Source organism: Edaphosphingomonas haloaromaticamans, assembly GCF_001853345.1.
GTDB classification, from domain to species: Bacteria; Pseudomonadota; Alphaproteobacteria; order Sphingomonadales; family Sphingomonadaceae; genus Sphingomonas_E; species Sphingomonas_E fennica.
The window spans coordinates 4,271,462-4,285,727 of record NZ_MIPT01000001.1 but is presented as its reverse complement, the minus strand read 5'-3'; the positions used below and the strand labels follow the sequence as shown (position 1 = coordinate 4,285,727).

The 14,266-nt window shown below is 64.4% G+C and carries 10 protein-coding genes, 1 tRNA gene and 1 pseudogene; 9 read left to right on the top strand and 3 right to left on the bottom strand.

Annotation, left to right across the window (positions count from 1 at the left end; translation table 11 throughout):
• From BHE75_RS24220 to BHE75_RS19940, 4 genes and pseudogenes are all read left to right on the top strand, one after another.
• Positions 1–94 (top strand): annotated as a pseudogene (locus BHE75_RS24220) (IS5/IS1182 family transposase); the annotation flags it as partial.
• A gap of 286 nt (positions 95–380) precedes the next feature.
• On the top strand, positions 381–3,416 hold the full coding sequence (locus tag BHE75_RS19945; protein WP_438830600.1) for an RHS repeat-associated core domain-containing protein: 3,036 nt from the start codon (positions 381–383) through the stop codon (positions 3,414–3,416).
• A 41-nt stretch (positions 3,417–3,457) separates the two neighbouring features.
• Positions 3,458–3,841 carry a DUF6968 family protein gene (locus BHE75_RS24215; protein WP_139181784.1) on the top strand — a complete coding sequence of 128 codons (384 nt, stop codon included), beginning with the start codon at positions 3,458–3,460 and terminating at the stop codon, positions 3,839–3,841.
• Between the two features lie 424 nt (positions 3,842–4,265).
• A complete protein-coding gene (locus BHE75_RS19940; RefSeq protein ID WP_191225229.1) occupies positions 4,266–4,709 on the top strand; it encodes a toxin-activating lysine-acyltransferase in 444 nt (147 codons plus the stop codon).
• A 230-nt stretch (positions 4,710–4,939) separates the two neighbouring features.
• Here BHE75_RS19940 and BHE75_RS19935 read toward each other — a convergent pair whose 3' ends face one another.
• Positions 4,940–6,088, bottom strand: coding sequence for a pyridoxal phosphate-dependent aminotransferase (locus tag BHE75_RS19935; protein ID WP_070935012.1), 1,149 nt, complete (start codon positions 6,086–6,088; stop codon positions 4,940–4,942).
• Positions 6,089–6,159: 71 nt separating this feature from the next.
• Positions 6,160–6,552, bottom strand: a complete 393-nt coding sequence (locus tag BHE75_RS19930; RefSeq protein WP_070935010.1) for a MerR family DNA-binding protein — start codon at positions 6,550–6,552, stop codon at positions 6,160–6,162.
• A gap of 80 nt (positions 6,553–6,632) precedes the next feature.
• On the opposite strand from BHE75_RS19930, the gene BHE75_RS19925 reads away from it, so the two are divergent.
• From BHE75_RS19925 to BHE75_RS19910, 4 genes are all read left to right on the top strand, one after another.
• Positions 6,633–7,376 carry a MauE/DoxX family redox-associated membrane protein gene (locus BHE75_RS19925; RefSeq protein WP_070935008.1) on the top strand — a complete coding sequence of 248 codons (744 nt, stop codon included), beginning with the start codon at positions 6,633–6,635 and terminating at the stop codon, positions 7,374–7,376.
• Positions 7,377–7,598: 222 nt separating this feature from the next.
• Positions 7,599–9,398: an ABC transporter ATP-binding protein gene (locus BHE75_RS19920; RefSeq protein WP_070935006.1), complete on the top strand. Its 1,800-nt coding sequence runs from the start codon at positions 7,599–7,601 to the stop codon at positions 9,396–9,398.
• 203 nt (positions 9,399–9,601) lie between these two features.
• Positions 9,602–11,899, top strand: a complete 2,298-nt coding sequence (locus tag BHE75_RS19915; protein WP_139181783.1) for a TonB-dependent hemoglobin/transferrin/lactoferrin family receptor — start codon at positions 9,602–9,604, stop codon at positions 11,897–11,899.
• Positions 11,900–11,917: 18 nt separating this feature from the next.
• On the top strand, positions 11,918–12,928 hold the full coding sequence (locus BHE75_RS19910) for a DUF6607 family protein (RefSeq protein WP_254684512.1): 1,011 nt from the start codon (positions 11,918–11,920) through the stop codon (positions 12,926–12,928).
• Between the two features lie 199 nt (positions 12,929–13,127).
• Here the strand turns inward: BHE75_RS19910 and BHE75_RS19905 are convergent.
• Positions 13,128–13,202, bottom strand: a tRNA-Gly gene (locus BHE75_RS19905).
• Positions 13,203–13,412: 210 nt separating this feature from the next.
• On the opposite strand from BHE75_RS19905, the gene BHE75_RS19900 reads away from it, so the two are divergent.
• Positions 13,413–14,266 (top strand): tetratricopeptide repeat protein (locus BHE75_RS19900; protein WP_070935001.1); only part of this gene is annotated, 854 nt, incomplete at its 3' end.

Below are 14,266 nucleotides of genomic sequence, written 5' to 3'. Positions count from 1 at the left end.
CGCCAAGGACTTCGAGCAGACCGTCGCATCGGCAACCGCGTGGCTGTTCATCGCCTCGATCCAGCTCCTTACTCGCCGCATCGCAAGAGCATGAAATCAGGCCCGATAGTTTTGAATCAGACTCTTATGGAGATGACAATAAGGTATCCGATGTCGTCAAGGATGGTAGTGCCTGGCATTATAGTTTCGTGGATGCGGACGGCGTAAGAACACTCACTCGAACTGGGCCGCTTTCTACAAAGCGTATCGTAGCCTCAGATGTTGCCACAAACAGGGTGATAAGCGATACCACCGTTGTAAATGGCATCGATCTGACAACTTCTTATCAACGTGACAGCCTCGGTCGTGTCACCCGCGTAACATCCCCCGGGGGACGCTACGTGGCTTACACTTATGACGCGCGGGGCAACGTTACCGAAACGCGCGTGGTGTCCAAGACACCGGGTACGCCAGCGGATCTCGTGACGACGGCGGGATATGATGCGAACTGCAGCAATCCTGTGACGTGCAACAAGCCCAATTGGACGAGAGATACGCGAGGTCAGCAGACCGATTATACTTATGATCCGGTCCATGGCGGTGTACTGACGGAAACCGGTCCCGCCGCGCCCAATGGAATACGACCGCAGACCCGCTACAGTTATACGGCCATGCAGGCCTATTATAAGGATGCAAGCGGTGCGATCACTGCTTCCGGTGGAACCGGAATCCAGAACATTTATGTCTTGACGGGTATTTCGACCTGCCAATCGACAGCGAGCTGCGCTGGCACGGCCGACGAAATCAAAACCAGCATAAATTATGGCCCGCAGGCAACTGGAACTGCCAACAATCTGCTGCCGATCAGTCAGTCGATCGGCTCCGGCAACGGGGCCCTTACGGCAACAACGACCGCGGCCTATGACAGTATTGGCAATGCCGTCTCGATGGATGGTCCGCTGGCTGGAACGGCGGACACGGTGCGCTATCGCTTTAATGTGGCGCGGCGCACCATGGGCATTGTCGGGCCGGATCCAGATGGTGCAGGCGCGCTCAAGCCTCGCGCAACTCGGTATACCTACAATGCCAACGGCCAGATGGCGATGGTCGAGAGTGGCACGGTGGCCAGCCAATCCGATGCGGATTGGCCGGGCATGGTCGTTCTCGATAAGGCCGTTACCCTGTATGACGACAAAGCACGCAAGGTGAGGGAGGAACTGTTCGGGGGCACGACGCTCGAAGCGGTCACGCAATATAGCTATGATGGATTAAGTCGCGTCGATTGCGTGGCGCAGCGGATGAACAAGGCCGCCTTCGCGGGGGCGCCCGACGCATGCGTAATGGGAGACGCGGGCAGCGATGGCCCCGATCGGATCAGCAAGGCCTATTATGACGAAGCCAGTCGCGTCACGAAGGTCCAGACAGGGGTAGGGACTACGCTCGTGCGCGACGAGCTGGCTCAGGGCTACACATCCGATGGCCAGGTGGCTTGGGTGAAGGATGCCAAGGGAAACCAGACGACGTATGAATATGACGGATTTGGCCGGCTCAAGAAAACGCGCTATCCGTCTCCGACCACCGCCGGCACGAGTTCGGTCGCCGATTATGAAGAGCTTGGCTATCAGGCCAACTCCGACCTCGTGGTCTCGCGCCGGCTGCGCGACGGGACGATGCTGGGCTACGCTTATGACAATCTCGGGCGCATGACGGCGCTGACGGCCGGGCATCTCGACGCGCGGGATGTGGATCGATCCTTCACCTATGACAATCTGGGCCGGGTGAAGACGGCCAATGACGGCAATGGTTTTACCTCGACGTTCAGCTATGATGCGCTGGGCCGGATGCTGAGCGAGGCTACGCCGGTGGGCACCAGGAGCATGCAATATGATCTTGGTGGCCGGCGGACGCGGCTGACCTGGTCGGACGGCTTCTACGTGACCTATGATTATGATGTTCTGGGCGAGATGACGGCGATAAGGGAAAATGGCGCGGCATCGGGTGTGGGCGTGCTCGCGACCTTTGTCTATGACGATCGCGGCCGCCGCACGAGCCTCACCCGGGGCAACGGCACGGTCACGACCTATGCTTATGACAATGCTTCGCGGTTGAGCCAGCTCGCCCAGGATCTTGCCGGCACCAACGCTGATTTGACCAGGACGTTCGCTTATAGTGTCGCCAGCCAGATCAGACAGCGGACGGGCTCGAACGACAGCTACAGCTGGGCTGAATATGCTAATGTCAACCGATCTTATTCGGTCAACGGGCTGAACCAATATACGCTGACCGGCACGATCGTGCCGTCCTATGACGGACGCGGCAACCTGACCAGTGCTGGCACCGCGGTCTATGGCTACAACTCGAAGAACCAGCTCTCCAGCTATCCTGGCGGTTATTTCAACTATGATCCGCTGGGTCGGTTGGTACAGAGTTCGTCGACGCACACCCAGCTGGAATATGATGGCGAGAGTCTGATCAGCGAACGCAGCGACCAGGCCTATGGCACAATCCTGCGTCGCTATGTTCATGGCCCAAGCGTGGACGAGCCGATCGTTTGGTACGAGGGCGCGGGCACGAGCGACCGCCGGTGGCTCCATGCTGACGAGCGCGGCTCGATCGTCGCGATCAGCAACCAACTCGGTGCCTCGATCGCGATCAATGCCTATGACGACTACGGCATCCCACAGTCGACCAACGTCGGGCGGTTCCAATATACCGGCCAAGCCTGGCTGCCGGAGATCGGCATGTACTACTACAAGGCGCGCATCTACTCGCCCACTCTCGGTCGATTCCTCCAGGCCGATCCCATAGGCTACGCCGACGGCTTGAACTGGTACAATTATGTCGGAGGCGATCCCATCAATAAAGTCGACCCAAACGGGCTGGCTCAACATTGTAGGCTTCAGGATGCAAGTTACTATGATAGTGAAATCAACACAAATGTCGTAACATCATTTTATATGTGCTTCGAAATCCCTGAGTCTCTTGTGCCTCGCGGATTTAAGAATTCTGGAGACGAGTTTAATTTCGCCGATTATCCCATGGTGAACCTTCCATGGACCCCAAAGACCGAGCCAATGCCCCAAAGTGGGCAGACCATTTCCGCCAAGATGAGCGACGATGAACGAGATCGCGCTGCGGAAGATGACTATGCAGTATGTCGATCACTTTCGAGCGCAGCCGCCAGAGCAAGGTGCTGGGCCAGTGCGGCTGAGAGAGATGGAGCACGCGCCGCAGGAAGGCCAGTGCCGCCGTTGGTAACCGAGCGGACCTCTGTGCCTGTTCCGACGCCTCCTACACCCTCTGCACCTAATCCTTGGGTGACCGGCGGTACTATCTTGGGTGGCGCGGCCGTTGTCTGCGCTGTTGTCGAACCTTGCGGGGCTGCTGCTCTGGGCGTTCTCGGCCTTGGGAGTCTTGGCTTGCTTGGATCGCAATAGAGCGGTGCTGGTAGTCAGCAGGTATCAACTGGAGCTATAGAGTGACTGATCATCTGGTAGATAACGTGATAGCGACGCGCGAGCTTGAACTGAACGGTTCCGGTAAGGTCACCATTGTTATAGGAACTCCTTTTGCAGTCGATGAAGCAAGAGAAGAGTTTTGGTGCCACTATCAAATTATTGGCGTTGGTGCCGAGAAGATTAAACATGGGATCGGGGCTGATACCTTTCAGGCGCTTTGCGTTACCCTCTATAAGGTAAGCCATGAGCTATATTTTTCCGATGAATATCAAAAGGGGGATTTAAAGTGGGAAGGTGGAATGACTATCGCTGATCTTGGTCTGCCTGTGTCTGACGGAATGATAGAGGACGTTAAGGCTGCCAAATCGCGCGTAGAAGCGTTGGGCAGCCCTAATGCAAGATAGAAGTTATGGCATCTCGCCCGTTGGTCGGGATGCCATAAGCGGTTGTCTACACATCGCTTTTAGGCGGATCACCCGTGGTGCCATAGGCGCGGTGATGGCACCGTTATGGTGCCCTGCCGGAAGCCGGGACCGGGGCCGATTCGGCGGCCGAGCTGGTCACCGCGATCGAGGCTGGGACGACAGGATAAGGAAGCACACCCTATGCACCTTGGGTACATGGAATCTGCCGCTTTATCAGCGGCTTGCTAGCATCGGCCGCTGCATCCCGATGGGATGCGCGCGGGCGTGGCAAGCCAATCCGTTGAGATAGGGCGCTTTTAGCGGGATACATCGGGATGCGTTGCGGGAGCGGCCGAACGTGCGGCCCGGCCCCCTGGCTATGTGGGGGGGGTAGTGCCGTGCCGCCTGTTCGACAGCGCCGGTGGTGCCGCCCAGAGGCGCTTGTGGGCTGGCGATCGGCGATCTCGAATGGCTGGTGATGCCGGCACTGATCCACCAGCAATTCTATATCTTCCACGATGGCGACAAGCCCGTCGGCCTGGCGCTATGGGCCAAATGCGGCGCGCAGGCGGAGCGCAAGCTGGAAGGCGGCATGATCGAGCCGGAAAATCGGCTCACGCTCGAGGAATGGCGATCGGGCGATAGGCTCTGGCTGGTCGACCTGATCGCACCCTTCGCCAATGCCGAGAATCGCCATCGCGAGGTGATGATCGCGGACCTGATCTCCGGCCCGCTGAAGGGACAGGCCTTCAGCTTCCATCAGACGGACCCCGCAACCGGCAAGCGCGCGGTCCAGCAGGTCGGCGCCGACGCGGGCGACAAGCTCAAGGCGGTCATCGAAAAGGCGCTCGCCGACACCGCGCCATAGTCCCGAAGCGGGACTGCACGACGGATACAAATGGGCCGAGAGGAAAATCGGCCCGTTTTTGTCCGTCAGATGGTCGTTGGGCGGCTAGTTCCCGCATGTCCGTTAATGCTGGGCTCCCAATGCAATTCGGACATGCTGTGAGCTTGATAGGAAAATGGCATTTTGGAGCCACCGATAGCGCCGCCCCTAAAGGGCGGCGTTGTCGTTTGCGGTCCATGGCCCATATCGGTTCAGGATAAGCCTGCTTCCGCCCGCCGCGCTGCAAGCCACGGTCCCAGCCTCGACACAGCCTCCTCAACCAGCTCCTCCGATACCGCGAAGCTGATCCGCATGTGGCGATGGCCTTCGACTGGGTCGAAATCCACGCCGGGTGCCGTCGCAACCCCCGTATCCTCCAGGAGCCGCGCGCAGAAGGACAGGCTGTCCGTCGTCAGATGCCCGATATCCGCATAGATGTAGAAAGCGCCGTCCGGCGGCGCGATCCGGCGCAGGCCCATTCCGGGCAGCGCTTCCAGCAGCAGCGCCCGGTTGCGGCGGTAGACCGCGATATGGCCCTCCAGCTCCTCCTCGCAATCGAAGGCGACAAGCCCGGCATGCTGCGACAAGGATGGCGGCGTCAGGAACAGATTGCCCATTCGCGCCCGCGCGGCGGCGACATGGCTCTCCGGCACGACCAGCCAGCCCAGCCGCCAGCCCGCCATGCTGAAATATTTCGAGAAGCTGTTGACGATGAAGGCGTCCGGCGCGTGCTGCAGCATGGATTGCGCCGGCTCGCCATAGCTTATGCCATGATAGATCTCGTCCGAGACCAGCCGGATGCCGCGCCGGCGGCAAAGATCGGCGATCGCAGCCAGCTCTGCCGGCGGAATGATCGTCCCGGTCGGGTTGGCCGGACTCGCCAGGATCAGCCCGTCCGGCGCCGGATCGATCCGCTCCAGCGCCGTCGCCGTGATCTGGAAGCGCTCGGCCTCGCCGCAGGGCAGCTCCACCGGTTCGAGGTGCAGCGCTTTCAGGCTGTTGCGATAGGCGACATAGCCGGGCCGGGCCAGCGCCACCCGCGCGCCCGGCGCGAACAGGCAGTTCAGCGCCAGCACGAAGGCGGGCGAGGCGCCGCAGGTGAGGATCACCCGCTCGGGATCGATGGTGACGCCATATCTGTCCAGATAATGGCGGGCGATCCGTTCCTTGAGCGCCGGGCTCTCCCAATAGCCCATGCCATCGGTATCCAGCACCTGATGCGCCCGCGCGATCGCGCGCGCTGGCGCCCCGGTGGAAGGCTGGCCGAACTCCATGTGGATGATCGATCGCCCAGCCGCCTTCAGGCTGTGCGCAAGGCGGCTGATGGCGATGGCGTGGAAGGGGTCGATCTCGGCGGACATATATTTGCTGCTAGAGCATTTGCCGATCGCCTGTGAAGCCATGCCGCGGCCAGGATGGTCGCGGGGCGGGATCAATCCGGCTCGAACGCCGCGATGATCGGGCAGGGGCCGGAGGCGGAAGCGCCGCACTGGTCGGCCAGCCGGGCAAGGGCGGCGCGGGCATCCCGCAGTTCGGCGATCTTCGCGTCGAGCGCGGCGATCCGCTCGCGCGCCAGCGTCCGCGCGCGATCGCGGTCCTGCCCGGCATCGAGGGCCAGCAGCTCGCCGATCTGTTCCAGGGTGAAGCCTGCCGCCTGCGCGGAACGGATGAAGCGCAGCCGGCGGAGATGGCCGGCATCGTAGCGGCGGATGTCCGCGTTCCGGCTGCCGCCCCGTGACGGCAGATCGATCAGCCCGCGCCGCTGATAATAGCGCACCGTCTCCACGCCCACCCCGGCGGCCTCGGCCAGTTTGCCGATCGTCATTCCAGCCACTGCTTGACTCCGTACCATGGTACGGAACCCATATGGGCAGGATCGACCGCGCGACAAGGAGATCCGAGGAAATGAGCCGCCCTTCCGCCCCCACGGCAACACTCTATCGCATGGCCATGCCCGGCCATGTCTGCCCTTATGGGCTGAAGGCGCGGGCGCTGCTGCTCAGCCGGGGCTACCGGATCGAGGATCGCCTGCTGACGACGCGGGAGGAGACGGACGCCTTCAAGGCCGCGCATGGCGTGAAGACGACGCCGCAGATCTTCATCGATGGCGAGCGGATCGGCGGCCATGACGATCTGCGCCGCCATCTCGGCCTCAAGGTCCGCGATCCCGGGGCGTTGAGCTATACGCCCGTCATCGCCCTGTTCGCGATGACGGCGCTGATGGCGCTGGCGGCGAGCCATGCCGCGTTCGGCACGCCGTTCACCGTCCGCGCCGGCGAATGGTTCATCGCCTTCAGCATGTGCGTGCTGGCGATGCTCAAGCTGCGCGACGTGGAAGGCTTTGCCACCATGTTCCTCGGCTATGACCTGCTGGCCCGGCGCTGGGTGCCCTATGCGCGCATCTATCCCTTTGCGGAGGCGCTGGCCGGCGTGCTGATGGCGGCGGGCGCGCTCAGCTGGCTGTCGATCCCGGTCGCCCTGTTCATCGGCACGATCGGTGCGGCTTCGGTGTTCAAGGCCGTCTATATCGATCGGCGCACGCTGAAATGCGCCTGCGTCGGCGGCGACAGCAACGTGCCGCTGGGCTTCGTCTCGCTCACCGAAAATCTGATGATGATCGCCATGGCGCTGTGGATGCTGGCGATGTGACGGCGCGCCCCGCGGCCGGGTTGGCGGCGGGGCGATCCCATGCTATTGCGCGCGCTCCGTTAATCGAGGGAGGGCTGGATGGTAATGCTGTCGCTGAAGCGCCCCTCGCTGCGTTCCGCCATTCGCGGCTGACGCACGCCGAAGCCGGGCCGCCGAGCCCGCTTCCCCCTACTGACCGCATGTGAAACGGAGGGCGCGCACCCCGCGCGCCGCATCGACGATATGGCCGATATCAAATCCCGGGGTGGCGCGCGCGCCATCCGCGCCGTCCTGGCCTTCACCTTCCGCCACTGGGCGCGGCGCCGCGCGCTCGGCATCGGCATCGCCCTGGCGATGTCGCTGGCGACGGTGACCGAAATCTTCGTGCCGATGTTCGCCGGCCGCCTGATCGATGCGCTTTCGGCCGGCGGGGGCGATCGGGCCGCCGCGCTCGGCGCCTTCGCCTGGATGATGGCGCTGGGGCTGGCGATGGTCGTCTTGCGCCATTTCGCCTGGTGGGGGATCGTGCCCTTCACGCTCGGCATCATGCGCGACGTCTCGCGCGATGCCTTTCACCGCGTCCAGCGCTTCTCCACCGATTGGCATGCCAACAGCTTCTCGGGGTCGGTGGTCCGCAAGATCACTCGGGGCATGTGGGCGCTGGATACGCTGAACGACGTGCTGTTGCTGGCCCTGCTGCCCTCCTTCGTGGTGCTGGTGGGCACGATGCTGCTGCTGGGCGCGCACTGGCCGGTTATGGGACTGGTGATGGCGGTGGGCGCGATCGCCTACATCATGCTTACAGTGCTGCTGGCGACGCGGGTGATCGCACCGGCCTCGCGCCTGTCCAATGCGTGGGATACCCGCATGGGCGGCGTGCTGGCGGATGCGATCGGCGCCAATGCCGTGGTGAAGGCGTTCGGGGCGGAGCATCGCGAGGATGCGCGGCTCGCCGGCCTAGTCGATAAATGGAGCCGCCGCACGGCGCGCACCTGGATGCGGCACACGTGGAGCGGCACGGGCCAGCTCGCCTTGCTGTGGGCGGTGCGATCGGCCGTCACGGGCACCGCCCTGTGGCTGTGGTGGCAGGGCCGGGCCAGCGCGGGCGACGTAGTCTATGTGATGACCACCTATTTCGTCGTTCACGGCTATCTGCGCGATATCGGCCAGCATGTGCACCACCTCCAGCGCTCGGTGAACGAGATGGAGGAACTGGTGCTGATGCATGGCGAGCCGCTGGGGATCGAGGATGCCGCCGATGCCGTTCCTATCCGGATCGAGGCCGGGGCGATCCGTTTCGAACGGGTCGATTTCCGCTATGGCGGCCATGACCGGCCGCTCTACGACCAGCTCGATGTCAGCATCGCGCCGGGCGAGCGGGTCGGCGTGGTCGGCCATTCGGGATCGGGCAAGACGACCTTCGTCAAGCTGGTCCAACGCCTCTATGACGCGACCGGCGGCCGCGTGCTGATCGACGGGCAGGATGTGGCGCGGGCAAGCCAGGCGTCGCTCCGCGCCCAGATCGCGATCGTCCCGCAGGAGCCGATCCTGTTCCACCGCAGCCTCGCGGAAAATATCGCTTATGCGCGGCCCGATGCGACGGCGGGCGAGATCGAGCAGGCGGCCCGGCTCGCCAATGCGCATGATTTCATCAGCCGGCTGCCGCGCGGCTATCGCACCTTGGTGGGCGAGCGTGGCGTGAAGCTGTCGGGCGGGGAGCGGCGGCGCGTGGCGCTGGCGCGGGCCTTCCTGGCCGATGCGCCGATCCTGATCCTGGACGAGGCGACATCCAGCCTCGATTCCGAATCGGAAGCGCTGATCCAGCAGGCGATGGCCCGGCTGATGGCGGGGCGGACCGCGATCGTCATCGCCCATCGCCTGTCCACGGTGCGGTCGCTCGATCGCATCCTCGTCTTCGAAGGCGGGCGCATCGTGGAGGACGGCGATCATGAGACACTGCTCAGCCGGCCCGACGGCCGCTACCGCCGGTTGTTCGACAGGCAATCGGGCGCGATCTCGATCCTCGACGAGGTCGCCGTCTAAGGGCGTGCTTTCCTAACCGCTGGCCGCCTGCAAAGCGTGCAGGCGCCGGCGGTAGGTGGGTCCGGTGGATGCAGGGCCGATCGGCGCGCGCCCGTCCGCCGGATAATCATGTCGCCATGCTTGACCCCCGCAGCGCGTGACCTTAGCGAGATGATAATGCGAATCTATCTCATTATCATCTGAGCAAGGGGCTAATGCGCGAAATGACCAAGGGGTTCGGGGAAAAGGCATCCGGTGGGTGCACGGGGCTGTGGATGCGGGCGGCGGGCCGCACGGCGCTGGCCGTGGCGATGCTTTCTCCGCTGGCGCTGACGGGGCCCGCAGCCGCGCAGGATGGCGATCCGCTGGTGCGCATCGATGCGCGGAACACCATCACCGTCACGGCCACGCGCATCCCCACATCGATCCTCGACGTTCCGGCCACGGTCAGCGTGATCGACGATCGGCGGATCGCGGACGATCTGGTTTCCGACGTCAAGGATCTGGTGCGCTACGAACCGGGCGTCAGCGTCCGCCGGGCGCCGGCCCGTTTCGGCGCGGCGCAGGGGTCGACCGGCCGCGACGGCAATGCCGGCTTCAACATTCGCGGGCTCGAAGGCAATCGCGTGCTGATCCAGGTGGATGGCATCCGCATTCCGGACGATTTCAGCTTCGGCGCGCAGGCGGTGGGCCGGGGCGACTATGTCGATCTCAGCCTCGTCAAATCGGTCGAGATCCTGCGCGGGCCGGCTTCCGCGCTCTACGGCAGCGACGGGTTGGCCGGCGCGGTCAGCTTCACGACCAGCGATCCCGCCGATATCCTCAAGAACCAGGACTTCGCGGCGCTGGGCCGCGTCGCTTATGAATCCGCGGACGATCAGTTCAGCGAGACCGCGATCCTCGCCGGCCGATCGGGCGACTGGTCGGCGCTGGTCGCTTACACCCGCCGCGACGGGCACGAGCTGGACAATGAGGGGACGAACGACGCGCCCAACGCGACCCGCACCAAGCCCAATCCGCAGGACACCAGGTCGGATGCCGTGCTGGGCAAGATCGTCTGGACGCCCAACGATGCGCATCGCGTGCGCCTGACGGTCGATTATCTCAACGATCATGTCGACACCAATGTGCTGAGCGGCATCGCCGCCCCGCCGGCCACGGGGCCGCTGCCGGGCACCGCCGTGATCGGCCTTACCGCCGCCGACCGGACGGAGCGCACCCGCGTTTCGCTGGACTGGCGCTATCAGGGCTCGGGCCTCGTCGATTCCGCGCAGGTCGCGCTCTGGTATCAGGACAGCGAGGCCCGCCAGTTCACGGCGGAAGACAGATATACCGCTGCCGATCGCACCCGGCTCAACACCTTCGAGAACAGGGTGATCGGGGCGAGCGCGGAGGCGCGCAGCGATTTCGCCACGGGGCCGCTTGCCCACCGCCTGGTCTACGGCGCCGATATCTCCTCCACGCGGCAGAAGGGGCTGCGCGACGGCACTGTGCCGACCGCGCCGGATACTTTCCCGAGCCGCGCCTTCCCCGTTACCGATTACACGCTTGTCGGCGCCTATCTGGCGGACGAGATCGCGCTTGCCGATGGCGCGATCACGATCTTCCCGGCGCTGCGCTTCGATTATTACGATCTTGATCCGAAGGCCGATCCGCTGCTGCCCCAGTTCGCGGCGGCCAGCCAGGATGGATCGCGCGTGTCGCCCAAGATCGGCGTGGTCGGCAAGATCGGCGGCGGGGCCAGCCTGTTCGCCAACTATGCCAGGGGCTTCAAGGCGCCGCTGCCCAGCCAGGTGAACCAGTTCTTCGAAAACCCGACTTCGCCCTTCTTCGCCTACCGATCGATCCCTAATCCTGATCTGAAGCCCGAAACCAGCGAGACGGTGGAAGGCGGCCTGCGTTTCGGTAGCGCGGCGATCGACGCCAGCGTCACCGGCTTCTGGGGGCGTTACCGCAACTTCATCAGCCAGGAACAGGTGGGCAGCCACGCCGGCACGCCGACCGATCCGATCATCTTCCAGTTCATCAATCTCGATCGGGTGAAGATCAAGGGGATCGAAGGCAAACTGGAAGGGCGCAGCGCGATCGGCATCACCGGCACGATCGCCATCTCCTACGCCACCGGCAATGTCGCCGGCGATAACGGCGCGCGGTCGCCGCTGATGAGCATCGACCCGCTGAAGCTGGTCGCCGGCATCGGCTATCGCGACAAAGCGGATCGCTTCGGCGGCCAGCTCATCCTCACCCATTCGGCGGGCAAGGAGGCGCGGCGCACCGATCCCGGGCAGTGCGGGTCTTCCTGCTACACGCCGGATGGCTTCACGATCGTCGATGCCACCGCCTTTGTGAAGCTCAACGACATGTTCACGGTGCGCGCCGGCATCTTCAACATCTTCGACACGAAATATGCCTGGTGGAGCGACGTGCGCGGCCTGGCCGCCACCCCGGCGACCCTGGCGGTGGGGGACGCCTACACCCAGCCCGGCCGCAATGCGAGCGTCTCGCTCAGCGTGCGCTTCTGATAAGAGAGGGGAGACAGAATGAAACGGACAATGAACAGCGCCTTCTTCCGCACCGCGCTCGCCGCCGTGATGGCGGCAGCGATTCCGATGGCGCCCGCGCTGGCGGACGGCCCCGTCGCCGTGCGCGCGCCGGCGGACGAGGCCGCCGCGCTCGCCGCCGATCGCGCCTCGATCCTCGCCATGGCCGGCGATTACAAGGTCACCTTCGATTTCCGCGAGACCACGCCCTGGCGGGCCGATTACACGCCGATCCCGTCCAAGATATCCGGCGGGCACGAAAGCGTCCGCGTGATCGAGGACAGCCCGCGCCGCATCGTCCTCCAGCATCTCCTTGTCGTGCCGGGGGAGAACGGCAAGTCGATGGTCATCAAGCATTGGCGGCAGGATTGGGTCTATGAGCCCGAATCCGTGCTCGTTTATGCCGGCAACGGCAAATGGGTGCTGGAGGATGTGCCCGAACGGATGCGCGCGGGCCGTTGGTCGCAGACAGTGTGGCAGACCGACGACAGCCCGCGCTACGGCGGCTGGGGGCAGTGGACCGAGGAAGGCGGCGTCCGCCGCTGGCGCAGCAACTGGACATGGCGCCCGCTTGCGCGGCGCGATGCGGTCCGCATGCCGCCTTATGACCGCTATCTCGCGATCAACCGCCATTCGCCGTCGCCCGCCGGCTGGATCCACTGGCAGGATAATATCAAGATGGGCCCGGAAGACGGCAAGGTTGGCGGCAAGCTGGTGCCCTTCGTCCAGGAATCGGTGCTGAACACCTACGTCAAGGCGAGCGATTATGACGTCAAGGCGGCGGACGCCTATTGGGCGGCCACCAGCAGCTACTGGGCGGCGGTGCGCGCCGCCTGGGACGCCGCGATCGCCAGGGGCAAGGGCGTATCCGTGGCCGAGGTCGCCGAAACCGGCTCCGCCTCGGGCGAACGGCTGATGGCGTTCGCGGACGATATCCAGGCCGGCAAGCTTTCTACGCCGCAGGCGATCACCAAGGCCCGCGCCATCATCGCCCAGGTGACCGGAAACTGATTGCCGGTCCGGGCCGCCTGCCGACATCGCCGGCGGCCCGGACCTCTGCTTCTTGCATGCCCGGCCACGCGCGTTGCGGATATCCCCGCCGCGTCTGTTGCGCCGGACGGGCGGCCATCGACAGCGCGCAAAGAAACCGGGCCAAGCCCCTGGAGGGGCGCCCGTCATCATCGGATGATAGAATAAGAAGATAGGAAACTGGAGCGGGCGAAGGGATTCGAACCCTCGACCCCAACCTTGGCAAGGTTGTGCTCTACCCCTGAGCTACGCCCGCTCTGGCGTTTCGGCCGGGCGTGCCCGGCGGGTGAGGCGCGGCTAATAGCGGAGGGTTTTCGGGTCGGCAACCCCCGTTGTGAAGAAAAATTGCATGGGCGCCGCAAAGGCGCTGCGGGGCTTGGCAGCGGCGCTCCCGCGCCCACATAAGGGGCTTCGGATATAAGCAGCCTGGACTTGGAAATAGGAGCGGCCGGTGGCGACCTTGGGTATGAGCAGCGCGGATCGCGAGGCGATCGAGACGTTCAAGCGGGACGTGATCGAACCGTCGATGACCGCGCTTGTCATCCTCGATTTCTGGGCGGAATGGTGCGGCCCCTGCAAGGCGCTCGGCCCCGTCCTGGACAAGGTGGCGGAGGATTATGCCGGCCGCGGCGTGAAGCTGGTCAAGATCGATGTCGACGCCAACAAGCTGATAGCCGCGCAGTTCCGTGTTCAGTCCATTCCCACCGTCTATGCGCTGTTCCAGGGGCAGCTCGTCGCCGATCTCACGCCCGCCCGCACCGAAAGCCAGCTCAAGGGCATGCTGGACCAGATATTGAAGCAGCTGCCGGTCCAGGGCGCGGACGATCTGCTGGCGCAGGATATCGCGCCCCTGGTGGCGATGGGCGAGGAGGTGCTCGATTCGGGCGATGCCGAGCGCGCGCTCTCCATCTTCAACCAGGTCGCCGAAATGGCGCCGGAGGATGTATCCGTCATCGCCGGCCAGGCGCGGGCGCTGATCGCGCTCGGCCGGGGCGCGGAGGCGGAGGCGCTGCTGGCGACGGTGCCCGAGGACAAGACCAGGGATGCCGGCATCGCGCGCGCCAAGGCCGCGCTTCAGCTCGCCCGCGATGCGATGCCCGTGGACGATCTCGGCGGCCTGCGCGCGCGGGCGGCGGCCGATCCGGACGATCATGAGGCGCGCTATGAGCTGGCCGGCGGGTTGATGGCGGCGGGCGACCGCGACGGCGCGGCCGATGCCCTCCTCGAAAGCATCGCCCGCGACCGCACGTGGAACGAAGGCGCCGCGCGCGCGCGCCTGCTCAACCCTGTCTCTTATACACATCTAGATGTGTATAAGAG